The 22,822-nt window shown below is 71.4% G+C and carries 20 protein-coding genes; 13 read left to right on the forward strand and 7 right to left on the reverse strand.

The features are described 5' to 3' along the window. The first annotated feature begins 40 nt into the window (after positions 1 to 40). On the forward strand, positions 41 to 1,537 hold the full coding sequence (guaB, locus tag ACFFBG_RS16435; RefSeq protein ID WP_375480666.1) for an IMP dehydrogenase: 1,497 nt from the start codon (positions 41 to 43) through the stop codon (positions 1,535 to 1,537). 4 nt (positions 1,538 to 1,541) lie between these two features. Here the strand turns inward: guaB and ACFFBG_RS16440 are convergent, their stop codons facing one another. Together ACFFBG_RS16440 and ACFFBG_RS16445 are read right to left on the reverse strand one after the other, a co-directional pair. Beyond that, the gene (locus ACFFBG_RS16440; protein ID WP_375480633.1) at positions 1,542 to 2,201 is read right to left on the reverse strand and encodes a response regulator; all 660 of its coding nucleotides are present in this window, start codon (positions 2,199 to 2,201) and stop codon (positions 1,542 to 1,544) included. After that, positions 2,149 to 3,573, reverse strand: a complete 1,425-nt coding sequence (locus ACFFBG_RS16445) for a GAF domain-containing protein (protein ID WP_375480634.1) — start codon at positions 3,571 to 3,573, stop codon at positions 2,149 to 2,151. The genes ACFFBG_RS16440 and ACFFBG_RS16445 overlap by 53 nt, the downstream gene beginning before the upstream one ends. Positions 3,574 to 3,846: 273 nt before the next feature. Here ACFFBG_RS16445 and ACFFBG_RS16450 point away from each other — a divergent pair, with 273 nt between their 5' ends. Further along, positions 3,847 to 4,965: a GuaB3 family IMP dehydrogenase-related protein gene (locus ACFFBG_RS16450; RefSeq protein ID WP_375480635.1), complete on the forward strand. Its 1,119-nt coding sequence runs from the start codon at positions 3,847 to 3,849 to the stop codon at positions 4,963 to 4,965. A 76-nt stretch (positions 4,966 to 5,041) separates the two neighbouring features. On the opposite strand, the gene ACFFBG_RS16455 is transcribed toward ACFFBG_RS16450, so the two are convergent. Then, positions 5,042 to 6,070 (reverse strand): magnesium transporter CorA family protein, encoded by a 1,029-nt coding sequence (locus tag ACFFBG_RS16455; protein ID WP_375480636.1) that lies wholly within the window; start codon positions 6,068 to 6,070, stop codon positions 5,042 to 5,044. 76 nt (positions 6,071 to 6,146) lie between these two features. On the opposite strand from ACFFBG_RS16455, the gene ACFFBG_RS16460 reads away from it, so the two are divergent. Together ACFFBG_RS16460 and guaA are read left to right on the forward strand one after the other, a co-directional pair. After that, a complete protein-coding gene (locus ACFFBG_RS16460; protein ID WP_375480637.1) occupies positions 6,147 to 7,052 on the forward strand; it encodes an oxidoreductase in 906 nt (301 codons plus the stop codon). Positions 7,053 to 7,076: 24 nt separating this feature from the next. Then, positions 7,077 to 8,627: a glutamine-hydrolyzing GMP synthase gene (gene guaA / locus ACFFBG_RS16465; protein WP_375480638.1), complete on the forward strand. Its 1,551-nt coding sequence runs from the start codon at positions 7,077 to 7,079 to the stop codon at positions 8,625 to 8,627. A gap of 110 nt (positions 8,628 to 8,737) precedes the next feature. Here the strand turns inward: guaA and ACFFBG_RS16470 are convergent, their stop codons facing one another. Further along, positions 8,738 to 10,972 (reverse strand): acyltransferase family protein, encoded by a 2,235-nt coding sequence (locus ACFFBG_RS16470; RefSeq protein WP_375480639.1) that lies wholly within the window; start codon positions 10,970 to 10,972, stop codon positions 8,738 to 8,740. Positions 10,973 to 11,065: 93 nt separating this feature from the next. Here ACFFBG_RS16470 and ACFFBG_RS16475 point away from each other — a divergent pair, with 93 nt between their 5' ends. Continuing rightward, positions 11,066 to 11,695, forward strand: coding sequence for a class I SAM-dependent methyltransferase (locus ACFFBG_RS16475; RefSeq protein WP_375480640.1), 630 nt, complete (start codon positions 11,066 to 11,068; stop codon positions 11,693 to 11,695). A 124-nt stretch (positions 11,696 to 11,819) separates the two neighbouring features. On the opposite strand, the gene ACFFBG_RS16480 is transcribed toward ACFFBG_RS16475, so the two are convergent. Further along, positions 11,820 to 12,098, reverse strand: a complete 279-nt coding sequence (locus ACFFBG_RS16480) for a chorismate mutase (RefSeq protein WP_375480641.1) — start codon at positions 12,096 to 12,098, stop codon at positions 11,820 to 11,822. A gap of 219 nt (positions 12,099 to 12,317) precedes the next feature. On the opposite strand from ACFFBG_RS16480, the gene pcrA reads away from it, so the two are divergent. Continuing rightward, on the forward strand, positions 12,318 to 14,675 hold the full coding sequence (pcrA, locus tag ACFFBG_RS16485; protein WP_375480642.1) for a DNA helicase PcrA: 2,358 nt from the start codon (positions 12,318 to 12,320) through the stop codon (positions 14,673 to 14,675). A gap of 74 nt (positions 14,676 to 14,749) precedes the next feature. Here pcrA and ACFFBG_RS16490 read toward each other — a convergent pair whose 3' ends face one another. Beyond that, entirely contained in the window at positions 14,750 to 15,169 is a 420-nt protein-coding gene (locus tag ACFFBG_RS16490; RefSeq protein ID WP_375480643.1) for a PIN domain-containing protein, read from the reverse strand. Further along, positions 15,166 to 15,384, reverse strand: a complete 219-nt coding sequence (locus ACFFBG_RS16495; protein ID WP_375480644.1) for a hypothetical protein — start codon at positions 15,382 to 15,384, stop codon at positions 15,166 to 15,168. The genes ACFFBG_RS16490 and ACFFBG_RS16495 overlap by 4 nt, the downstream gene beginning before the upstream one ends. A gap of 87 nt (positions 15,385 to 15,471) precedes the next feature. On the opposite strand from ACFFBG_RS16495, the gene ACFFBG_RS16500 reads away from it, so the two are divergent. The 7 genes from ACFFBG_RS16500 (at position 15,472) to purH (ending at position 22,815) form a co-directional block, all read left to right on the forward strand. Continuing rightward, positions 15,472 to 15,900: a cobalamin B12-binding domain-containing protein gene (locus ACFFBG_RS16500; RefSeq protein ID WP_375480645.1), complete on the forward strand. Its 429-nt coding sequence runs from the start codon at positions 15,472 to 15,474 to the stop codon at positions 15,898 to 15,900. 109 nt (positions 15,901 to 16,009) lie between these two features. After that, a complete protein-coding gene (gene sucC, locus ACFFBG_RS16505; RefSeq protein ID WP_375480646.1) occupies positions 16,010 to 17,179 on the forward strand; it encodes an ADP-forming succinate--CoA ligase subunit beta in 1,170 nt (389 codons plus the stop codon). Between the two features lie 3 nt (positions 17,180 to 17,182). After that, positions 17,183 to 18,058, forward strand: coding sequence for a succinate--CoA ligase subunit alpha (sucD, locus tag ACFFBG_RS16510; RefSeq protein WP_375480647.1), 876 nt, complete (start codon positions 17,183 to 17,185; stop codon positions 18,056 to 18,058). Positions 18,059 to 18,197: 139 nt separating this feature from the next. Beyond that, the gene (locus ACFFBG_RS16515; RefSeq protein WP_375480648.1) at positions 18,198 to 18,962 is read left to right on the forward strand and encodes a hypothetical protein; all 765 of its coding nucleotides are present in this window, start codon (positions 18,198 to 18,200) and stop codon (positions 18,960 to 18,962) included. Between the two features lie 174 nt (positions 18,963 to 19,136). Continuing rightward, the gene (locus ACFFBG_RS16520) at positions 19,137 to 20,615 is read left to right on the forward strand and encodes a DUF6350 family protein (RefSeq protein ID WP_375480649.1); all 1,479 of its coding nucleotides are present in this window, start codon (positions 19,137 to 19,139) and stop codon (positions 20,613 to 20,615) included. Between the two features lie 45 nt (positions 20,616 to 20,660). After that, a complete protein-coding gene (gene purN, locus ACFFBG_RS16525; protein ID WP_375480650.1) occupies positions 20,661 to 21,233 on the forward strand; it encodes a phosphoribosylglycinamide formyltransferase in 573 nt (190 codons plus the stop codon). A 10-nt stretch (positions 21,234 to 21,243) separates the two neighbouring features. Continuing rightward, complete coding sequence (purH, locus tag ACFFBG_RS16530) at positions 21,244 to 22,815, forward strand: bifunctional phosphoribosylaminoimidazolecarboxamide formyltransferase/IMP cyclohydrolase (protein WP_375480651.1); 1,572 nt, start codon at positions 21,244 to 21,246, stop codon at positions 22,813 to 22,815. Positions 22,816 to 22,822: the final 7 nt, after the last annotated feature.

Below are 22,822 nucleotides of genomic sequence, written 5' to 3' on the forward strand. Positions count from 1 at the left end.
CGATCAGTTCGCCGATCAGCCCGCCGAGGACCAGTCCGCGCTGCCGGCCAAGTTCGCACCGCTCGGCCTGACCTACGACGACGTTCTCCTATTACCCGGCGCGACCGATGTCGACCCCGCGCAGGTCGACACGTCCACCCGGCTGACCCGCGAGCTCACCGTGGCGATCCCGCTGCTGTCGGCTGCGATGGACACCGTCACCGAGGCGCGGATGGCGATCGCGATGGCCCGCCAGGGCGGCATCGGCGTGCTGCACCGCAACCTCTCGATCGAAGATCAGGCGTACCAGGTCGACCTCGTCAAGCGGACGCAAACCGGCCGGATCCCGAACCCGGTCACCATCGGCCCGGATGCCACCCTGGAGCAGCTCGACGAGGTGTGCGGGCAGTACCGCATCTCCGGCCTGCCGGTCGTGGACGCCGACCAGCGGCTGCTCGGCATGATCACGAACCGCGACCTGCGCTTCGTCCCGGTGGCCGACTGGGCGACGACCAAGGTCGACGAGGTCATGACGCCGACGCCGCTGATCACCGCTCCGCTGGACATCTCGCACGACGACGCGACGAAGATCCTGCGCCAGCACAAGCGCGAGCGGCTGCCGCTCGTCGACGCGGCTGGCCGACTCGCCGGACTGATCACGGTCAAGGACTTCGTGAAGTCCGAGCAGTTCCCGCTCGCGTCGAAGGACGCGCACGGCCGGCTGCTGGTCGGCGCGGCGATCGGCTATTTCGGCGACGCGTGGCAACGGGCCACCACGCTGATCGAGGCCGGCGCGGACGTGCTCGTCGCCGACACCGCGCACGGCCATGTGCGCCTGCTGCTGGACATGGTCGCGCGGCTGAAGAGCGACCCGGCGACCAGGCACGTGCAGGTGATCGGCGGCAACGTCGCGACGCGGGCCGGCGCGCAGGCGTTCGTCGACGCCGGCGCGGACGCGGTGAAGGTCGGCGTCGGGCCGGGTTCGATCTGCACCACCCGGGTCGTCACCGGCGTCGGCGCTCCGCAGATCACCGCGGTGTACGAGGCGGCGCGGGCCTGCCAGCCGGCCGGCGTCCCGGTGATCGCCGACGGCGGCCTGCAGCAGTCCGGCGACATCGCCAAGGCGCTGGTCGCCGGCGCGGACACCGTGATGGTCGGCTCGCTGCTCGCCGGCTGCGACGAGTCGCCCGGTGAATTGATCTTCATCAATGGCAAGCAGTTCAAGGCGTATCGGGGAATGGGCTCGCTCGCGGCGTTGAGCTCGCGCGGCAAGAAGTCGTACTCGAAGGACCGCTACTTCCAGGCCGAGGTCAGCAGCGACGACAAGCTCGTCCCGGAGGGGATCGAGGGCCGGGTCGCCTATCGCGGGCCGCTCGCCGCGGTCGCGCACCAGCTGGTCGGCGGGCTGCGCCAGTCGATGTTCTACGTCGGCGCCCGGACGGTGCCCGAGTTGCAGGAGCGCGGCGAGTTCATCCGCATCACCCAGGCGAGCCTGAAGGAAAGCCATCCGCACGACATCCAGATGACGGTCGAGGCGCCGAACTACTTCGCCGGCTGACCGGCTACTCCTCGGTCTCTTTCAGGGTGGCGCCGAACACGGCTGCCTGCGTCCGGCGCTGCATGCCGAGCTTGGCCAGCAGGCTGGACACGTTGTTCTTGACGGTCTTCTCGGCGAGGAACAGCCGCTCGCCGATCTGCCGGTTCGTCATCCCCTCCGCTATCAGCACGAGGATCTTGCGCTCCTGCGCGTTGAGCGAGGACAGCCGCGCGTCTTCCTGCTTGCCCTCGCGGATGCGCTGCAACACCCGGGCGGTGACCGTCGGGTCGAGCAACGACTGGCCGGCAGCGACCTGGCGGACCGCGTCGATCAGGTTCGAGGCGCGGATCTGCTTGAGCACGTAGCCCGCCGCGCCGGCGAGGACGGCCGCGAAGATGGCGTCGTCGTCGTCGTAGGACGTCAGGATGAGGCACTTGACGTTCGGGTGGTCCTCGCGCACGACGCGGCAGACCTCGATCCCGCTGCCGTCCGGCAGCCGGCCGTCCAAGATCGCGACGTCCGGCTCGACAGCGGGGATGCGGCGCAGCGCCTCAGCCGCGGTGCCCGCTTCGCCGACGACCTCGAAGTCCTCGACCGCGCTCAGCAGTTCCGCGAGGCCGCGTCGGACGATTTCATGGTCGTCGAGTAGGAAGATGCGGGTGACCGGCGCTTGCGCTGCGGTCATCGAGGTCGCTCCTTGCCGGCTGGGTGTCCACTTCGTGGTGTCCCGACTCGCGGGGCGACGAAGGGAACCGGCGACGTCCTGATTGGTTGTCGGCCACTGACTGGCTGACCGTATCGCTCTCAACCACCCTGTGCGACTCTGAACCGGACGGCACTCCGTTATCGCTCAGGGTGAAAACGCGGGTGCGAATCTCGTCGATCGTCTCGTCGAGCTCGGCGATGTGGCGTTGGACACGCGCGGCGGTCTCGGGCGTGCCCTGCTGGCCGGCCAGCACCTGCAGGCCGATGCCGGTGGCGAACAACCGCTGCATGACGTTGTCGTGCAGGTCGCGCCCGATCCGCTGCCGGTCTTCCAGGACGGCCACCCAGGCGGCGTCGGCGCGCGCGTTGTCGAACTGCAGCGCCAAGGCGACGTGGGCGGCGAAGGTCGTCGCCGACTCGACGTCATGGCGGCCGAACGCAAGCCGCCCGGTCGAGCGCATCAGCAACACCGCGCCACGCAGTCCGTCCGCGTCGATCAGCGGCGCGATCATCGCCGGCCCAAGGTCGCGGGGATTGGCGAACCCGATCCTCGACCAGTCGGCGACGTCTGCGAACACCGACGTCGCGCCCGCCGCGATCGCCGCGGCGAGCGGGGAGGCATCGGGGTCGAACACCCGCCCGACGTAGTCCTCGGCCCCCAGCCCGGCGGTGCTCAGCACCTGCAGTTGGCCGGCGGCGGTCGGCACGATCAGCGCCCCGAAGTCGGCCTCGCCGGCCGCGAGCGCCTGATCGAGCACTTCGGCGAGCATGTCGACGTCGGCGTTGCGCAGCAGCGCCCGCGCGATGTCGCCGGATGCGCGCAGCCAGGCGGCGCTGCGCTGCGCGTCGCGGTACAGCCGGGCGTTGTGGATCGCGCTGCCGGCGAGCGCGGCCAGGGTGGCGACGAGATCCGCGTCGTCCGCGCTGAATCGGCCGGTCGCGGGCTCGGCGAGGAACAGATCGCCGAACGCGGTGTCGCCGACGTTGATCGGCACGGCCAGCGACTTGCCGAGCTGGTCGCCCCGCGCGCTGTCGCCGGGCGGCAGGTCCGCTTCCAGCCGGTCGCCGTGCCCACGCAGGGGCAGCGGGTCGGGCCGCCCGGGCGCGCCGACACCGTGTCGGATGAGTTGCTCGAAGACGCCGTCCGCGCCCAGCACGCCGAGGACTCCGTGGCCGGCGCCAACCAGGTCGCACGCCGCGGCGGTGATCCGCTCGAGCATCGTCGGCAGGTCGAGGTCGGCGGCGATCAGGCGGTGGGCGGCGAGCAGGCCGCGCAGCCGTTCGGCGCCCGCGTTCGCGTTCGCGCCAGCGAGGTCCGCCGACGCGGCGCCAAGGGGAGGGGGTGTCACCATGTCCTCGTCAGACGGTAACGCGGTTCGGCGTCCGGCGCAGATCTTGCGCACCGGCCGCCGAACCGCGTCCGTGGCGTCGCAACTCGTTCAGGGGGACCACCCCTGTGCACCGGCTGACCCAGTCGGTGCGCATCGCGGCTCCCCTGCAACTCCGATACGCGTTATGTGTTGCTAGCGTTTAGATTCTCTGCGAAGAACAGGAATCGGCCCAGGCGCAGACGACCTCGGCGCCGAGGACCTTCGTCCCGAACGCCAGTGCGGCACACTCGCGGTATGCCGGAAACTGTGGAGATCGGCCTTGGCCGCAGCGCCCGCCGGGGCTACCACCTTGCCGACCTCGCGCTCGTGCCCACGCGCCGAACCCGGGGCGCGGGGATGGTGTCGCTCGCCTGGCAGATCGACGCGCTCAGCCTCGAGCTGCCGTTCGTGGCCGCGCCGTCCGACGCGGTCGTCTCGCCGGCCACCGCGCTCGAGATCGACCGGCTCGGCGGGCTGGCCGTGCTCGACGGCGAGGGACTCTGGGCCCGCTACGACGACCCGGGGGGCGTGCTCGGCGACCTTGACGGCGACACCGCGGCGCTGCAGGACGTCTACCGTCGGCCGATCTCGACCGACCTGCTCGCCGCCCGGATCGCCGAGTTGCGAGCCGCCGGCACCAGGGTGGCCGTCCGGCTGTCGCCGCAGCACACTGCCGAGCTCGCGCCAGCCGTGCTGGCCGCCGGCGTCGACCTGCTCGTCATCCAGGGCACCGTGATGTCCGCCGAGCACGTCGTGCGCGAGGACGTGCCCGGGCTGAACCTGAAGACGTTCATCGCCGACCTGGACGTGCCGGTGCTCGTCGGCGGCGTCACCAACTATCAGACCGCGCTGCACCTCATGCGCACCGGCGCCGCCGGGGTGATCATCGGCTACGGCGCCCACCTCGGCGCCACCACCCCGGCGGTGCTCGGCATCGACGTGCCGATGGCCACCGCGCTCGTCGACGCCGCCGCCGCCCGGCGGGACTATCTCGACGAGACGGGCGGGCGATACGTCCACCTCGTCGCCTACGGCGATCTCGCGACCGGCGGGGACATCGCCAAGGCCCTCGCCTGCGGGGCGGACGCGGTGATGCTCGGCGAGCCGCTCGCCGTCGCCGCCGAGTCGCCCGGCGGCGGCCGGTACTGGGACGCGACCGCAGCCCATCCGCGGGTGCCGCGCTCGGCGGTCGTCGACCTCACCGGGATCGGCGCGGACCGGCCCACGCTCGAGGAGCTGCTGGTCGGGCCGACCGCGGACGCCAGCGGCGAGCGCAACCTGTTCGGCGCGCTGCGCCGGGTGATGGGCAAGTGCGGCTACGCCTCGCTGAAGGAGTTCCAGAAGGCCGAGCTGATCGTCACCGCCGCCCGTTGACTCGTGAGTGGTCATTTCCGGCCCACAGTGGGCGCCCCGGGCCGACCACTGACGCCTGGAAATGACCACTGAGGCGTCAGAGCCAGTCGCGGCGCTTGAAGGAGACATAGAGCGCGAGCGCGATGGCCACGACCACGCCAACGCTGAGCCAGAAGCCCCAGTGCTGCCCGAAGCCGGGGTAGGGCACATTCTGGCCGAAGTAGCCGGTGACCGCGGTCGGCACCGCGATGATCGCCGCCCACGCGGTCAGCTGCTTCATCACCAGGTTCATCCGGGTGTCGGACAGCGACATGTTGGTCTCGAAGATCGACGTGATCATGTCCCGCAGCGACTCCGTCCACTCGGCGGCGCGCAGCACGTGGTCGTAGAGGTCCTCGTAGTACGGCGCGAGTTCGACGGCGTTGTCCGCCCCGGTGCGGTGCATGAGCGTGTTCACCACCTCGCGCATCGGCAGGACGACCCGGCGCACCTGCACCAGCGACCGGCGCAGTTGGAAGGTCCGCCGGGACACCTCCCTGGCGGCCTGCGCGTTCTCGTCGAACAGGATGTCCTCGATCGCCTCGACCGCGTCGTCGAGCGACTCGACCGTCTCGAAGTAGCCGTCGACGATCTCATCGAGCAATCCGTGCGACAGCAGCCGCGGGCCGTACTTGATCAGGTCGGCGTTGTCGTCCCAGCGGCGCAGCACCGCGTCCATGTCGAGGGAGTCGTCGAGCCGCACGGTGACGAACGCGCGCTCGGTCGCGAACGCCGACACCCGGCCCAGCCGCACCTCGGCGAAGTCCGCGTCGTGCTGGACGGCGTAGGCGGTCAGGAACAGGTGAGTCGTGTAGCGCGTCGCCTTCGGCCGTTCGGCCGCCGCCTCGGCGTCCTCGATCGCATGCGGATCGAGGCTCAGCTCCTCGGCCAGCTTCAGCAGCGACTCGTGATCGGGATACATCAGGTCGGCCCAGACGAGGCAGTCTGGCTCCTGGAGGTAGTCCGACACCTGCTCGAACGGGAAGTTCTCCGCCTCCAGGGCGCCGTTGCGCCAAACCCGAGTGCGGATGGTGCAGTGCTGGATGCCCCGCACGGCGGCCGCGTCAGTCATCCCCACGTCAGTCATCCCTACAGTGTCCAGTCCCTGCGATGTCGCCGGACCTCGCCTCGCCGGCGCGCCAGACTCGCGTAGCGTCGCAGGGGTGCGATGGCACCACAGCCAGCTCGGCGATCTTCGCGGCCGCCGAGCGGTCGTCACCGGGGGCAACTCGGGCATCGGCTTCGCCACAGCTCGGGCCCTCGCCGAGCACGGGGCCGACGTCACGCTGGCGTGTCGGGACGAGTCGGCCGGCCGCCGCGCGGCGGACCGCGTCGACGGCGAGGTCCGCGTCGAGGTGCTCGATCTCGCCGCGGTCGAGTCGGTGCGCCGGTTCGCGGCGTCCTGGACCGCGCCGCTGGACATCCTCGTCAACAACGCCGGGGTGATGGCCCCGCCCAAGCCGCGGCGCACCGCCGACGGCTACGAGCTGCAGTTCGGCACCAACCACCTCGGGCACTTCGTGCTCACCGGCCTGCTGCTGCCGCACCTGCTGGCGGCCGGCGGCCGGGTCGTCACGGTGTCCTCGATCGCGCATCGCTCGGCCGGCGAGGACGTCCTGGACGGCAACGCGGGCGCTCCCTACGACTCGCAGCGCACCTACGCGAACTCCAAGCTCGCGAACCTGCTGTTCGCGACGGAGCTGCACCGCGAGCTGACGGCGCGCGGGCTCGCGGCGACGTCCGCGGCCGCGCACCCCGGTGTGTCGGCGACCGGGCTGTTTACCGACCGGCAGGGGATGGGCGCCCGGCCCGCCGTCCGGCTGCTGGGACCGGTCGCGCTCGCCGCGGCGGCGGCCCGGCCGAGCGCCGCGGCCCGCGCGACGCTGTACGCGGCGACGCAGGCCGAGCCCGGCTCCTACACCGGCCCGCGGCTGTTCGGCGAGACCCGCGGGCCGATCGGCCCGGCCCGGCGTTCCACGCTCGCGCAGGACGAGAAGCTGGCGCGGCGGCTCTGGCAGGTCAGCGAGGAGCTCACCGGCTTCCGCTACGACTGGCCGGCTTCTGGCTAGATTTGGCTCCGTAGACTCGCCTGCGTGCGCACCGACCTCGTGCTCGTCGTCGACTACGGGGCGCAGTACGCGCAGCTGATCGCGCGCCGGGTCCGCGAGGCGCACGTCTACTCCGAGATCGTGCCGAGCTCGATGCCGGTCGCGGACATGCTGGCGCGCGAGCCGAAGGCGATCATCCTGTCCGGCGGCCCGTCGTCGGTGTACACGCCGGGCGCGCCGCAGACCGACGCCGCGCTGTTCACCGCGTCGGTGCCGGTGTTCGGCATCTGCTACGGGTTCCAGGCGATGACGCAGGCGTTGGCCGGCGAGGTCGCGCGGACCGGCGGCTCGGAGTTCGGCCGCACCTCGCTGACCGTCGCGGAGCCCGGCGTGTTGCTGCGCGGGCTGCCGGCGATGCAGCAGGTGTGGATGAGCCACGGCGACGCGGTGACGGTCGCGCCGCCGGGGTTCACGGTGACCGCAGGCTCGGCCGGCGCGCCGATCGCCGCGTTCGAGGACGTCTCCCGGGGCCTGGCCGGCGTGCAGTTCCACCCCGAGGTGCTGCACACCGAGCACGGCCAGGAGATCCTGCGCCGGTTCCTCTACGACATCGCCAAGGTCCAGCCGTCGTGGACGGAGGCGAACATCATCGACGACCAGGTCGACGCGATCCGCGCGCAGGTCGGCGGCAAGCAGGTGATCTGCGGGCTGTCCGGCGGCGTCGACTCCGCGGTCGCGGCCGCGCTGGTGCAGCGCGCGATCGGCGACCAGCTGACCTGCGTGTTCGTCGACCACGGGCTGCTGCGCGCCGGCGAGGCCGAGCAGGTGGAGCGCGACTTCGTCGCGGCGACCGGGGTGCGGCTGAAGGTGGTCGACGCGGCGGGCCAGTTCCTCGACGCGCTCGAGGGCGTCCGCGACCCCGAGGAGAAGCGCAAGATCATCGGCCGGGAGTTCATCCGCTCGTTCGAGCAGGCAGCGCGCGAGATCGTGGCGCAGGGCGAGTCAGTGGAGTTTCTGGTGCAGGGCACGCTGTATCCCGACGTCGTCGAGTCCGGCGGCGGCACGGGCGCGGCGAACATCAAGAGCCACCACAACGTCGGCGGGCTGCCCGACGACCTGCAGTTCGCGCTCGTCGAGCCGCTGCGGACGCTGTTCAAGGACGAGGTGCGCCGCGTCGGCGAGCAGCTCGGGCTGCCGAGCGAGATCGTCTGGCGCCAACCGTTCCCCGGGCCGGGGCTCGGCATCCGCATCGTCGGGTCGGTGACCGGCGCGCGGCTCGACGTGCTGCGCCGCGCCGACGCGATCGCCCGCGCCGAGCTGTCCCGCGCCGGGCTGGACCGCGACATCTGGCAGTGCCCGGTGGTGCTGCTGGCCGACGTCCGGTCCGTCGGCGTGCAGGGCGACGGGCGCACCTACGGCCACCCCATCGTGCTGCGGCCCGTCTCGTCTGAGGACGCGATGACCGCCGACTGGACGCGGGTGCCCTACGAAGTGCTCGAGGCAATCTCGACGCGCATCACCAACGAGGTGCGCGAGGTGAACCGGGTCGTCCTGGACATCACGTCCAAGCCGCCCGGCACCATCGAGTGGGAGTGACGGTGAAGCCGCCTGCTTCCATGATTGCTTGCCGGACTGTATTACGGCAGTAGCACAGTCCGGCAGCAGAGATGGTTGGCCGCGCCGAGCCGCCCCGCGCGACGGGTGCGTCAGCCGGTCAGGGCGGCTGCGAGTTCAGGCGCGATTACCGTGGCGTACTGCTTCGTCATGTGCACGCCGTCGTAAGTGACTGGCGTGTGGCCGACGAAGGCGGGGCAATAGTCGTTGGCCGAGCAGAACCACAGCAACGTGTCGAGGTAGCGGGCGCCGGTCGCGCTCGCCGCGGCGCGGTCGGCGCTCGACTGCTCGTTCCACGTCGGCTTAAGCTGGCCGAGGCAGGCGACCGGGCTGGCACCAGGCGTGTCGCACGACAGCAGCGCTTTGCCGCGCGGCGGCGGGGCCAGCACGACCACGGCCCGATGCCGGGCGACCAGTCCGCGCAGCACCGAGGTCAGCCCGGCGCGGTATTCCGTGACGGCCGCCTGCCCGGACGCGCCGTCGCGCAGCTCGGTCAGCGACTCGTCCGAACTCGACACGACGATCAGCGACGGGTCGAGCCGGCGCACGACGTCGGCCACCGCGGCGTGGTGGTCGGCGCAGCCTTGCGCGGTGGCCGCGCCGAGCTGCTGCGGGCTGACGGCCACGTTGGCTGCCGGACACTGCCCTCGCGCGAACCCGTAGACGGTCCAGCCATCCGGGCCCAGCGCGGCGCGGACGGCGGGCGTCCAGCTCATCGCCACCGAATCGCCGAGCACGAGCACCGTGCGCTTCGCCGATCCGTTCGACGCCGCTTTCGCGGGGCCGAACGTGCAGGACGCGCGTAACTCGGTCTGCGTCTCACAGCCGTGCCACACTTCGCGCTGCGCGGCCGGGATGCCCAGCTGATCAAGGTCGGGATTCAGCGCCGGGAAACCCCGGGCCTCTACCGCGGCGGCCACGGCGGCGGCCAGCGAGGCAGACGGCAGCGCGATGGTCGGGTCGACCGGCCGGACGCGAGAACCGCTAGCCGCCGGCTGCGACGCCGCGGCGACCGGCGACTGCGCGACCGGCGCCTGCGTCGCGACCGGGGGCGCCGGCTTCGGGCGGAAGTGATACGAGCCGAGCGCCGCGAGCACAAGCACGGCCGCGACGCCGGCGGCGAGCCAGCGCGGGCGGTCGGCGACGAGGCGGCGCGGGGCGACGCGGTCGCGGATCGGCTGCTCGATGAAGTAGTAGCTCAGCATCGACAGCCCGACGGTCGCGCAGACCGCCACCGCGTAGTACGCGGCAGTGCCCGCCGTCATCCGGCTGGCCGCGAGGACGATGACCGGCCAGTGCCAGAGGTACAGCGAGTAGGAGATCTCGCCCAGCCACACGCTCACCGGGTTGGTCAGCGGCCACGTCCACCTGCCGAACACGCTGGTCGACGAGGCGCCGGCGAACAGGATCAGCGCCGTCGCGGCAACGGGCGCAAGGGCGGCGGGCGAAGGAAAGCCGGGCGCGGATTTCACGACCGCCGCGCTGACCAGCACCCCGGCCGCGCCGAGCAGGATGGCCGGCCCGCGCACCACCCGCATGCGGCCCGCGACGCCTGGAAAACGCGCGATCGCCACGGCGAGCGTCGCGCCCACGCCGAGTTCCCAGGCCCGAGACGCCGTCGAGAAGTAGGCGGCCGTCGCCGCTGTGGACGTCTGGTGCAGCGCCCAGGCGAACGATCCGGCGCTCAGCGCGACGACGACGGCGAGCAGAGCGCTGAGTCCGCCTCGGCCGCGGCGGCCGAGCAGCACGACCGCGGCGAGCAGGAGCACGGGCCAGACGACGTAGAACTGCTCCTCCACCGCGAGGGACCAGAAGTGCTGCACCAGAGACGGTTCGCGTGCGCTCGCAAAGTAGTTCGTGCCGATGGCGGAGAAGTGGATGTTCGCCGCGAAGCCGAGCGCCCAGAGCACGTCCGAGTGCGTCTCGCCGATCCGCGCGCCGCGAAACGCCAGACCGGCGACGAGCCAGCAGGCCAGCAGGGTGAGCAGCGCCGCGGGCAGGATGCGCCGCGCCCGCCGCAGGTAGAACGACCCGAAATAGGCGCCGACCGACGCGCCGCCCACGGCCGAGCGGACCAGCAACTGGGTGATCAGGAAGCCGGAGACGACGAAGAAAACGTCGACGCCGATGAATCCGCCGTGCGGCCACAGGCCGAGGTGGTCGAGCACGACCAGGACGACTGCCAATGCTCGCAGACCCTGAATTTCGAGTCGCTTCGCCGACGCATTCAGCGCAGGCGGCCGACGATGCGCCGCCGCCGACCTGCGGCCCCGGGCCGCCTCGACTCTCACCACAACAACCCCACCGAAGTCGCGGACAGTCTTCACTTAAGATTTACACAACTGGGATCGGCTGAACAACCCCCCCGGATAGTCTCGCGGCCGGCTAGCCGACAGCGGACCCACGATCCAAGGACAGGGATGAAACGGATCTCCCACTACGACGTCATCTCGTGGGGTTATGAGTACTTCACCGAGAAGCTGCACGGCGGGCACCGACTCGAGGCGATCGACCTGCTGCGGCTCGACACCGGCCAGGCAGTGCTCGACGTCCCCTGCGGAACGGGCGCGAACCTACCGCTGCTCGAAGCGCGGATCGGACCGACCGGTCACGTCTACGGGTGCGACTTCTCCGCCGGCATGCTCGCGCGGGCCCGCGCGAAGGTGACCACCGCCGGATGGGGCAACGTGACGCTGGTCGAGGCGGACGCCCGCGCCCTGACACCGGAGACCTTGGGCTCGTCGGGGCCGCCGACCATCGACGCGGGCATCTGCATGCTCGGCCTGAGCGTCGTCCCCGACTGGGAGCAGGCCTTCGACCGGATGTATGACCTGGTGCGACCGGGCGGCCGGTTCGTCGTGATGGACCTGTTCCTCGCGGGCAAGCGCACCAGCCGCCTCGCGAACGGCTACTACCGGGCGATCGCGCAGGCCCAATCGACGCGTCGGTTCTGGGAGCCGCTCGAGCGCCGCTGCGAGGACGTCCAGACGATCGACCACGAATGGTTCGGCGGCGTGGCGCGGATCGTCGCCGGCACCAAGCGCGGCTGACGTCGGCAGCTCCAGCGTCGGCTGTCAGCTTCTCCTGGTCCCGTGCTGCTTGTTTTCCAGCGTTTTTTGAACGTCACGGGACCAAGACAAGCAGGAACCCAGCGGCGGCGCAGCGCGACTCGGGTCAGCGCGAGCCGCGGCAGACACCCAGGACGGCGTCGGCGACAGCGGGGCCGTGTTGGCCGAGTCCGGTGCGGTAGGCGTCCATGATGACCCGCTCGCGGCCGAGCTGGACCCGGGTGCCGCCCGCGTTCATCCGGGCGCGCTGCACCCGCGCGGACAGCTTGGCCCGCTCGCTGACGAGCCGGATGATCGCCTCGTCCATCGCGTCGATCTGGGCGCGCAGCATGTCGATCGACTCGCCGGACTGCGCGGTGTCGCCGGTCAAGGTCGGAGTGCTCACGAGAAAGTGCCTTTCGGTCTGCCGCCCGTCGCCTGCCCCGGACATGCAAAACGCCCCGGGGCTTCGGCCCGGGGCGTTGGTTGGCGGGTTCAGCCAGCAACGACGGGGACCGCGATGCGGTACCCGTAAAAGAATCGGCTGCTGTGCACGTTCAGAATCTTGGCACGCCGTCGGCTGCGCGGCAACTGGCCATGCGCCCGCACGTAGGCTGGCGCGGCGATGACCCAGACCGCAGAATCCGTCGATCCCGCCGCCGGCGGGACCCGCGAGTCAGCCGTCCAGACGTTGCTTGACGGGCTCAATCCGCAGCAGCGCGCGGCCGTCGTGCACGCCGGCGGCCCGCTGCTGATCGTGGCCGGCGCCGGGTCCGGCAAGACGCGGGTGCTCACCCACCGGGTCGCCTACCTGCTGGCCGAGCGCGGCGCGACGCCCGGCCAGATCCTCGCCATCACGTTCACCAACAAGGCGGCCGGCGAGATGAAGGAGCGGGTGGCCGCGCTGGTGGGCCGCCGCGCGCGGGCGATGTGGGTGTCGACGTTCCACTCGATGTGCGTGCGCATCTTGCGCGCCGAGGCTGCCGAGCTGGGACTGAAGTCGTCGTTCTCCATCTACGACGCCGACGACTCCAAGCGGCTGATGACGATGGTCGGCCGCGATCTCGACCTCGACCCGAAGCGGTTCCCGGCGCGGTCGCTACTGTCGCAGATGAGCAACCTGAAGAACGAGCTGGTGACGCCTGAGGCATGGGCGGACACGGCGAGCAGCGCGCCGGACAAGGTGCTCGCCGACGCCTACATCCGTTACCAGGCAAGGCTTCGAGAGGCGCACGCGCTCGACTTCGACGACCTGATCATGCGCACCGTCGGGCTGCTGCAGAACGCGCCGGACATCGCCGAGCACTATCGGCGCCGGTTCAGGCACGTTCTGGTGGACGAGTACCAGGACACCAACCACGCGCAGTACGCGCTGATCCGCGAGCTTGTCGGCGTCGAGTCGGCTGAGGCGGCAGAGCTGTGCGTGGTGGGCGACGCCGATCAGTCGATCTACGCGTTCCGCGGCGCGTCCATCCGCAACATCCTCGAGTTCGAGCGCGACTATCCGGACGCGTCGACCATCCTGCTCGAGCAGAACTACCGCTCGACGCAGACGATCCTCAACGCGGCGAACGCGGTCATCGCGCGCAATCCCGACCGGCGGCCGAAGAACCTGTGGTCGGACGCCGGCGAGGGCGAGCAGATCAGCGGCTACGTCGCGGAGAACGAGCACGACGAGGCGGCCTGGGTCGCCCAGCGGATCGACGCCCTGGCCGACGCCGGCGACGCGCAGGCCTCCGACGTCGCAGTCTTCTACCGGACCAACGCGCAGTCGCGGGTGTTCGAGGAGGTGTTCATCCGGGTCGGCCTGCCGTACAAGGTCGTCGGCGGCGTCCGGTTCTACGAGCGCCGCGAGATCCGCGACGCGCTCGCCTACCTGCGGGTGATCGCCAACCCGGCGGACGTCGTGTCGCTGCGGCGGATCCTCAACACCCCGCGTCGCGGCATCGGCGACAAGGCCGAGCGGGCGGTCGAGCTGTTCGCCGAGCGCGAGCGGTTGCCGTTCGCCGGGGCGCTGGAGATCGCCGACGAGTCCTTCGGCCTGGCCACCCGCTCGGTGCACGCGATCGCCGACTTCCGCGACCTGATGACGTCGCTGCGGGCTGTGGCCGCCGGCCCGGACGGGACGCCGTCCGCGGTGCTCGAGGCGGTGCTCGACCAGACCGGCTACCTGCGCGAGCTCGAGGCCTCGCGTGACCCGCAGGACGAGTCCCGGGTGGACAACCTGCGCGAGCTGGTCAGCGTCACCCGGGAGTTCGAGGAACAACGGGCGGCGACCGGCGACTCGGAAAGCGCGTCGCTGGACGCGTTTCTCGAACAGGTGTCGCTGGTCGCCGACGCCGACTCGGTGCCGGACGCCGCCGGCGGCGTGGTCACGCTGATGACGCTGCACACGGCGAAGGGCCTGGAGTTCCCGGTCGTGTTCCTGACCGGGCTCGAGGACGGCGTCTTCCCGCACCTGCGCTCGCTCGGCGATCCGGCCGAGATGGCCGAGGAGCGCCGGCTCGCCTACGTCGGCATCACCCGCGCGCGGTCGCGGCTGCACCTGTCGCGGGCGCTGTCCCGCTCGGCCTGGGGCGCGCCGTCGTGGAACCCGCCGTCGCGCTTTCTGGACGAGATCCCGCCGGAGCTCGCGACCTGGACGGGCGCGGTCGAGCGGACGCCGTTCGTAGACCGATACGGCGACGACGCGCCGTCGCGGCAGAGCGACCACGGGTATCGGGCAGCCGGACCCCGACGCTCGGCGCAGGAGCAGCTTGTCGCGTCCCGGCTGTCCGGCGGGCGGGGAATGGCCGGCGGCGCGGGCAACCGGGTCGTCCCGTCGTTGGCCGTCGGCGACCGGGTGACCCACGACGCGTGGGGGCTCGGCACGGTCGTCGGCGCACGCGGATCGGGCGACGGCGCGCAGGCGCAGATCGACTTCGGCGGCGACGCCGGCCTGAAATGGCTGATGTTGCGCTACGCCCCCTTGCAGAAGCTCTGACCGCCCGTCCCGTTCGGAGTTGTCCGCGCCTCGGCGGCGTCCGGGCCGCGCAAGCGAGGACAACTCGAGAGATGTCAGGCGCGTTGGTCGAACGGGTTCACGATCGTGACGCCACGGATCGTCGCCCCGGCGTTGAGGTCTTCGGTGAGCACGCGATCGCAGCCTGCCGACGCGGCTGCCTCGATGATCAACGCGTCCCAATAGGACAGCTGGGCCGCCTGGGCTGTCGCCATGGCCGCGTGTACCAACGACAGGTCGGTCGCCACGACGCGCAGGCGTCCGAGGGCGGTCACCGCAGCGGCGGCGGCCGCGGCCGTCATCGGCACGCGAAGCTTGCGGGTGACTGTCACGTAGAACTCGCCGAGAACCTGGGTGCTCAGCACGAGTGCGGCGGGGTCTTCGGCCAGCACCCGCCGGGCAACGGGCCGCTTGACCGGTTCGTTCGCGTCGACGGAGTAGACGAGGACGTTCGTGTCGACGAACGATCGGGTCAACGCTCGTACAGGTCGTCGCGGGTCCAGGTCCGGCCCACGGTTCCGCTGCCCGCGCCGGCCTCGTCGGCGAGGGCGAACAGCGCCTCGACCGCGGCACGGGCGGATTCCTCGGTCGAGACGTAGTCGCGAAGGTGTTCCCGCACCACGGCGTTGACCGACGTGCCTTGCTGAATCGCCTTCAGCCGCGCGCGCCGCAACAGGTCGTCGTCGATCACGACCGTCAGATTGGTCATCGTGCCAACCTACACGGGATCCGTGTGCCACGAGCCGGCTGTGGTGCGGCGGGGAATACGCTGCGGGACGTGGCCGAGCGCATCCGGGTCGTGATCGCCGAGCCGGGACTGGACGGCGACGACCGCGGCGCGATGATCATCGCCCGGGCGTTGCGCGACGCCGGCATGGAGATCGTCTACACCGCGTGCCAGACGCCGGAGCAGATCGCGCAGACCGTCATCCAGGAGGACGCCGACGCGGTGGGCCTGCCCGAGCTGTCGGTGCTCTCGGGCGCGCACATGACGCTGTTCCGCCGCCTGCTCGAGCTGCTCGCCGAACACGAGGCCCAGGACGTCGTCGTGTTCGGCAGCGGCGACATCCCGGCCGCGGACATCCCGGCGCTCGAGTCGGCGGGCGTCGCGAAGCTCTTCACCCCCGGCGCGACAACGGACGAGATCGTCGACTGGGTCCGGTCAAACGTCGCCGCGGACGGACTCACGGCGCCTGCCCGCGGGTGAATCCCGTCTCAGGGCCAGAACGCGAGCACGCCAAGATGGCTAGTGTCCACAGGTTGGGCGAGCACAACACCACCACAACACCACAGTCTGCAGATGAGGACGTATCAGCGTGGATCTGTTCGAGTACCAGGCCAAGCAGCTGTTCCGGAAGTTCGGCGTGCCGGTGAGCCTCGGAGAGGTCGCGACGACTCCGGACGAGGCGCAGGCCGTCGCTGAGAAGCTGGGCGGCGTCACCGTCGTCAAGGCGCAGGTGAAGATCGGCGGCCGCGGCAAGGCCGGCGGCGTCAAGGTCGCGAAGACGCCCGCCGACGCCCGCGCCAACGCCGAGCAGATCCTCGGCATGGACATCAAGGGGCACACCGTGCACCGCGTGCTGGTCGACCCGGGCGCGGACATCAAGGAGGAGTACTACGTCTCCTACCTGCTCGACCGCTCCAACCGGACGTTCCTCGCGATGGCGTCCTACGAGGGCGGCATGGAGATCGAGCAGCTCGCCGTCGAGCGTCCCGAGGCGCTGGCAAAGGTGGCCGTGGACGCGGTCGAGGGCGTCGACCTGGACAAGGCGACGGAGATCGCGCGGGCCGCGAAGTTCCCGGACGACCTGGTGGCGCCGGTCGCCGACGTGCTCGTGAAGCTGTGGGACACCTTCGTCGGCACGGACGCGACGCTGGTCGAGGTGAACCCGCTCGCCCGGGTTGGCGACGGCAGCGTGGTCGCGCTCGACGGCAAGGTGACCCTGGACGACAACGCCGACTTCCGGCAGCCCGAGAACGCCGACTTCGTCGATGTGCAGGCCGCTGACCCGCTGGAGCAGAAGGCCAAGGAGAAGCACCTCAACTACGTGAAGCTCGACGGCGAGGTCGGGATCATCGGCAACGGCGCCGGGCTGGTGATGTCCACCCTCGACGTCGTCGCTTATGCCGGCGAGAAGCACGGCGGCGTCCGGCCGGCGAACTTCCTCGACATCGGCGGCGGCGCGTCCGCCGAGGTGATGGCCAACGGCCTCGACGTCATCCTCAACGACCCGTCGGTCCGGTCGGTGTTCGTGAACGTCTTCGGCGGCATCACGTCCTGCGACGCGGTGGCCAACGGCATCGTGACGGCGCTCGGCATGCTCGGCGACTCGGCCACCAAGCCGCTCGTCGTGCGGCTCGACGGAAACAACGTGGACGAAGGCCGGCGCATCCTCACCGAGGCGGCGCACCCGCTCGTGACGCTGGCCGACACGATGGACGAGGCGGCCGACAAGGCCGCCCAGCTCGCGAACGCAGGAGTCTGAACGATGGCGATCTTCCTCGACGAAAACAGCAAGATCATCGTGCAGGGCATGACGGGTTCAGAGGGCATGAAGCACACCCGCCGCATGCTCGCCTCGGGCGCGGCCGTCGTCGGCGGGGTCAACGCCCGCAAGGCCGGCACGAGCGTCGACGTCGACGGCACGATGCTGCCGGTGTTCCGCAGCGTCGCCGAGGCGGTCGGCGAGACCGGCGCGAATGTGGCGGTCGGCTTCGTGCCGCCGGCCTTCACGAAGGACTCGGTGATCGAGGCCATCGACGCGGCAATCCCGCTCGCGGTCGTCATCACCGAGGGGGTGCCGGTGCACGACACCGCCGAGTTCTGGGCTTATGCCGCTGGGAAAACCACCCGGATCGTCGGCCCCAACTGTCCCGGCGTGATCAGCCCCGGCAAGTCCAACGCCGGCATCATCCCGGCCGACATCACCAAGGCCGGCCGAATCGGGCTGGTGTCCAAGTCCGGCACGCTGACCTACCAGATGATGTTCGAGCTGCGCGACTTCGGCTTCTCGACCTGCGTCGGGATCGGCGGCGACCCGATCATCGGCACCACCCACATCGACTGCCTCGCGGCGTTCCAGGACGACCCGGAGACGGACGCGATCGTGATGATCGGCGAGATCGGCGGCGACGCCGAGGAGCGCGCGGCCGCCTTCATCCAGGCCAACGTCAGCAAGCCGGTCGTCGGCTACGTGGCCGGGTTCACCGCGCCCGAGGGCAAGACGATGGGACACGCCGGCGCCATCGTGTCCGGCTCGTCCGGCACTGCCGAGGCCAAGAAGGTCGCGCTGGAAGCGGCCGGCGTGAAGGTCGGCAAGACGCCGAGCGAGACTGCGCAGCTGATGCGGGAACTGCTCGGCTGAGCTCAGGACAGCGGTCTGCCGGCAACTGATTTGCGCACCGGCCACGGACAAATCCGCCCGTGTTGATTCACTTAGCGACGCACACACGCTAGCTTGACTCAGAGTTCTGTCAGGCACCCGTCATCAAGGAGCACCGACCATGACCTACCAGCCTCCGCCCGGCGACGCGCCGCCACCGCCGCCTTCCGGTCAGTGGGGTCCGCCGCCGTCGGGATCGAACTACCCGACGCCGAGTTCGGGACCGGGCGGCAGCTTCGACCCGAAATCGGTGAACCCGCTTGACTGGGGCATCGTCGGCACCGGCGTGCTCGCGTTCATCTTCTCGCTGTTCGACTACTACACAGTCGACGTCGGCTTCGCCTCTGGGAGCGAGAGCGCCTTCGGTGACGGTTTCTTCGGTTGGTTCGCGGCTCTGCTCGCCCTTGCGGCGGCAGTTGTCGTAGCGATCGAACTCTTCGCTCCGCAGGTCAAGTTGCCGATCGCGGCCCGCCTTCTCGGTCTGGGCCTGTTCGCTGTCGCCTTCCTGTGCTCGCTGATCACGCTGTTCATCAATCCCACGGACGTTCCGGACAACTATTACGGCCACGGATTCGGCTACTGGGCAAGTTTTGTGCTGATCATCGCGGGACTGGTGCTGTCGCTGATGCGGCTGCAGGCGACCGGCGGCAAGCTGCCCGGCGCGCTGAACAGCATCCCGAACATCGGGGGTTACGGACCACAGGGCGGAAGCACCGGTCAGCAGACGCGTCCGGGTCCGGGTTCCGGCGCTCAGCCGCCGGCACCGGGTTACGGCACCCAGCCGCCGCCTCCGCCTGGCTACGGCACCCCGCCGCCTGCGCCTGGGTACGGCCAGCAGCCGCCGCCGCCACCTCCGCCCGGTTACGGCCCGCCTGCCGGGCAGTAACAGCAGCAGTTTCTCTGTCGATGCCGGGGCGCGTTCGCGCCCCGGCATCGCGCTGTCCTGGTCTATGCACGCCATAGCGCTTCTGGGGCATGACAGCTCAGCGACGACGCCCGGCACGAGCGTCGCGCGGCGCGTCTGCCGCGGTTCGGGATCGGGCTGGGCCAGCCTGGACGGATGTCGACTGCCTCCGCTCCCGTCGCCGACGCGGTCGGTCGGCGCAGCGTCGTCCCGCCGGCGGCCGGCCGGTCGTTGTGGCGCGCGGCCGCGTGGACCGGCGGCGTCGCCGCAATCGTGTGCGGTGTCGTGGCGATCGCCGTGGTCGCCGTCTGCTGGTTGCCCGCGTCCGGGCCGTCGGGCAACGCGACCTCGGCAGTGCGCGCCGGCGTGCTCGCCTTTCTGGCCGGCCTGCACGGGGGCGTCACCGTCGACGGGTTGTCGGCCGCGTTCGTCCCGCTCGGGATGACCTTGCTGATCGGGCTGGTCGCGTGGCGCGCCGGCGCAGGTCTTGCCAATGTCGCAGACGAACTCGACGAATGCCGGCCCGGCGTGCTGCTGCGCGCGGGCGCCGCGCAGGCCGCCGCCTTCGCGGTCGTCTGCGGAATCGCCGCGGCGTTCGGCGGCCTCGGCACGAGCTCGGTGTCGGTCCCGCGCGCCGTGCTCGCGTCGCTGCTGCTGTTCGGCGTCACCGGCACCGTGGCGTTCGTGCGGTGGTCCGTCCTCGGCGACGACCTCGCGGACGCGTTGCCAGCCTGGGCGGCCCCCGCGAGCCGGGCGGCAGCGGTCGGCGTGCTCGGCTACCTCGCCGCTGGAGCGGTGCTGGTCGCGGGTTCGTTGGTTGCCCACCGCGACCGGGTCGAGACGTTGTCTGCGCAGGTCGGCGGCGGCTGGTCCGGCCTGCCGATCCTGCTGCTCGGCGTGCTCGCCGCGCCCAACGCGACGATCGCCGGCGCCGCCTACCTCGCCGGCCCGGGCTTCGGCCTCGGCGCGGGCAACCACGTCTGGTTGCTCGGCGCCGCGCACGGCGTGCTGCCTGCCTTCCCGCTGCTTGGCGCCGCGCCCGACGGGGCGGGTGCCGCCTGGGGCGTCTGGCTGCTCGCGTCGATCGCCTTCCTGTTCGCCGGCGGCTGCGTCGCGCGGGTCGTCGCCGTGGCGCGCGCGGGAGCGCTGGCGCGCCTGCGCCTCACCGGCATCGCGGCCGCGGTGGCGGCCGGCGCCGGCGTCGTGTTGGGCTGGCAGGCCGGCGGGGGCATCGGCGCCGGCCGGCTCGCCGCTTTCGGCCCGTCGCCGTGGCAGCTCGGTCTGGCGCTCGGGGCGCTGTGCGGCGTCGGCGGCACGTGCTGCCTCGCGATCGCTGCGCTGTGCCAGTTGCTTCGAGCCCGTCGCCGCCCCGCCGCAGTCGAGGCGACGACCGGCCCGGCCGCGGTGCTGCGCACGGCGCTCGCGGCGGCGGCAGCGACGCTCGCCGAGCGACGCGCCGACGACGATGACCCAGCCGACGACGATGACCCAGCGGCCGACGACGACCCAGCCGACGATGACCCAGCCGACGACGATGACCCAGCCGCCGAGCACGACCGTGAGGTCGCGGACGACAGCGCCGTCGAGGACGACGTCGCGACCGAATTGCCGACGCCGGGCAAGCGCTCCGCCTGACCGAGGGAACCGGAGCCGGCCGCCGCCGCTCGGTAGGGTTGCCGCGTGCGCGCGCTGCGGCTGGTAATCCTGGCCTCTGGCGGCGGCACGACCCTGCAGGCCATCCTCGACGATCCTGCGCTCGGTCCGCTCGTTGCCGCGGCCGGCACGGACATTCCGGACTGCCCGGCGTTGGCCCGCGCGCAGGCACGCGACGTGCCGGTTTTCGCCGTCGCGCTGCGCGACTTCGCCGACCGCGGCGCCTGGAACGACGAGCTGGCCGAGCAGCTCGCCAAACACGAGCCCGACCTCGTCGTGCTGGCCGGCTTCATGCGGGTGCTCGGGCCGGCCGTCGTCTCCCGCTTCCGCATCGTCAACACGCATCCGGCGCTGCTGCCTGCCTTCCCCGGCGCGCACGCTGTGCGCGATGCGCTCGCGGCCGGCGTGGACGCGACCGGGGTCACCGTCCACTGGGTGGACGAGGGCGTGGACACCGGGCCGGTGATCGCCCAGGCGACCGTGCCGGTGCACCCCGACGACGACGAGCAAACCCTGCGGGCGCGCATCCAGGCGGCGGAGAAGCCGCTCTATGTCCGGACCTTGACCCAGCTGTGCCGAACCCTCGGAGACGACGAATGAGCACTGAACAATGAGCACCATCGCCGTCCGCCGCGCGCTGATCAGCGTCTATGACAAGGCCGGGCTCGAGGACCTCGCCCGCGGCCTGCACGACGCCGGCGTCGAGATCGTCTCCACCGGCTCGACCGCCGCACGCATCCGCGAGCTGGGCGTGCCGGTGACGCCGGTCGACGAGGTCACCGGTTTCCCCGAGATCCTCGGCGGCCGGGTCAAGACCCTGCACCCGCACGTGCACGCCGGGCTGCTCGCCGATCAGAACGACCCCGAGCACGTCCGGACGATCGGCGAGCTCGGCATCGCGCCGTTCCAGTTGCTGGTGGCGAATCTGTACCCGTTCGCGAACACCGTCGCGAGCGGCGCGGCGCAGCCGGAGGTCATCGAGCAGATCGACATCGGCGGCCCGGCGATGGTGCGGGCCAGCGCGAAGAACCACGGTTCGATCGCCGTGGTCACCGATCCGGCCCGATACCCCGAGGTATTGTCCGCGGTCCGGGCCGGCGGCTTCGATCTGCGCGCTCGCCAGCGGCTCGCGCTCGAGGCATTCCGGCACACCGCGACGTACGACCTCGGCGTGGCGTCCTGGCTCGGCAACGTCGTCGCGCCGGACGACGTGGTCGACGACGCGGCCACCGGCTTCCCCGGCTGGGTGGGCGCGACGTACGAACGCGCCGCGGTGCTGCGCTACGGCGAGAATCCGCACCAGCGGGCCGCGCTGTACGTGATCCCTGATGACGGCGGCGGCGTCGCCAACGCGGAGCTGCTGTCCGGCAAGGAGATGAGCTTCAACAACTACGTCGACGCCGACGCCGCCTGGCGCGCCGCCTACGACTTCGCCGAGCCCTGCGTCGCGATCATCAAACACGCCAACCCGTGCGGCATCGCCGTCGGCGCGACGATCGCCGAGGCCCACCGCAAGGCGCACGCCTGCGACCCGACGAGCGCCTACGGCGGTGTGATCGCCGCGAACGGCCCGATCACCAACGAGCTGGCCGACCAGATCGCCAAGGTGCTGACCGAGGTGATCGTCGCGCCGGCGTACGAGCCGGACGCCCTGGAGCGGCTCAGCAAGCGCAAGAACACCCGCCTGCTGCTTGCCAAGCCCCGTCCGGACCACCCGGGGGTCGAGCGCAAGCCGATCGCCGGCGGCCTGCTGCTGCAGACGGCCGACGTCATCGACGCGCCTGGCGACGACCCGGGCGCCTGGACGCTGCAGGCGGGCCAGGCCGCCGACGACGCGACCCTCGCCGATCTCGCGTTCGCCTGGCGGGCGGTGCGCGCGGTGAAGTCCAACGCGATCCTGCTCGCTCGCGACGGCGCGACGGTCGGGGTCGGCATGGGCCAGGTCAACCGCGTCGACTCCTGCCGGCTCGCGGTGTCCCGCGCGGGCGAACGGGCGGCCGGCTCGGTCGCGGCGTCCGACGCGTTCTTCCCGTTCGCCGACGGCGCGCAGGTGCTGTTGGACGCCGGGGTGCGCGCGATCGTCGAGCCGGGCGGGTCCATCCGCGACGAGGACACGATCGCCGCGGCCAAGGAGGCCAACGCGTCGCTGTACTTCACCGGCACGCGGCACTTCGCCCACTGACTGACCC

The sequence above is a fragment of the uncultured Jatrophihabitans sp. genome, assembly GCF_964251945.1.
GTDB lineage: Bacteria > Actinomycetota > Actinomycetes > Mycobacteriales > Jatrophihabitantaceae > Jatrophihabitans.

Excerpts from the sequence above, each read along its gene's own strand:
- pcrA (WP_375480642.1), top strand. The coding sequence starts at position 12,318 with ATGACCCAGACCGCAGAATCCGTCGATCCCGCCGCCGGCGGGACCCGC.
- ACFFBG_RS16445 (WP_375480634.1), bottom strand. The coding sequence starts at position 3,573 with ATGGTGACACCCCCTCCCCTTGGCGCCGCGTCGGCGGACCTCGCTGGC.
- ACFFBG_RS16515 (WP_375480648.1), top strand. The coding sequence starts at position 18,198 with ATGACCTACCAGCCTCCGCCCGGCGACGCGCCGCCACCGCCGCCTTCC.
- ACFFBG_RS16450 (WP_375480635.1), top strand. The coding sequence starts at position 3,847 with ATGCCGGAAACTGTGGAGATCGGCCTTGGCCGCAGCGCCCGCCGGGGC.
- ACFFBG_RS16520 (WP_375480649.1), top strand. The coding sequence starts at position 19,137 with ATGTCGACTGCCTCCGCTCCCGTCGCCGACGCGGTCGGTCGGCGCAGC.
- ACFFBG_RS16455 (WP_375480636.1), bottom strand. The coding sequence starts at position 6,070 with ATGACTGACGTGGGGATGACTGACGCGGCCGCCGTGCGGGGCATCCAG.
- ACFFBG_RS16440 (WP_375480633.1), bottom strand. The coding sequence starts at position 2,201 with ATGACCGCAGCGCAAGCGCCGGTCACCCGCATCTTCCTACTCGACGAC.
- sucD (WP_375480647.1), top strand. The coding sequence starts at position 17,183 with ATGGCGATCTTCCTCGACGAAAACAGCAAGATCATCGTGCAGGGCATG.
- ACFFBG_RS16475 (WP_375480640.1), top strand. The coding sequence starts at position 11,066 with ATGAAACGGATCTCCCACTACGACGTCATCTCGTGGGGTTATGAGTAC.
- purH (WP_375480651.1), top strand. The coding sequence starts at position 21,244 with ATGAGCACCATCGCCGTCCGCCGCGCGCTGATCAGCGTCTATGACAAG.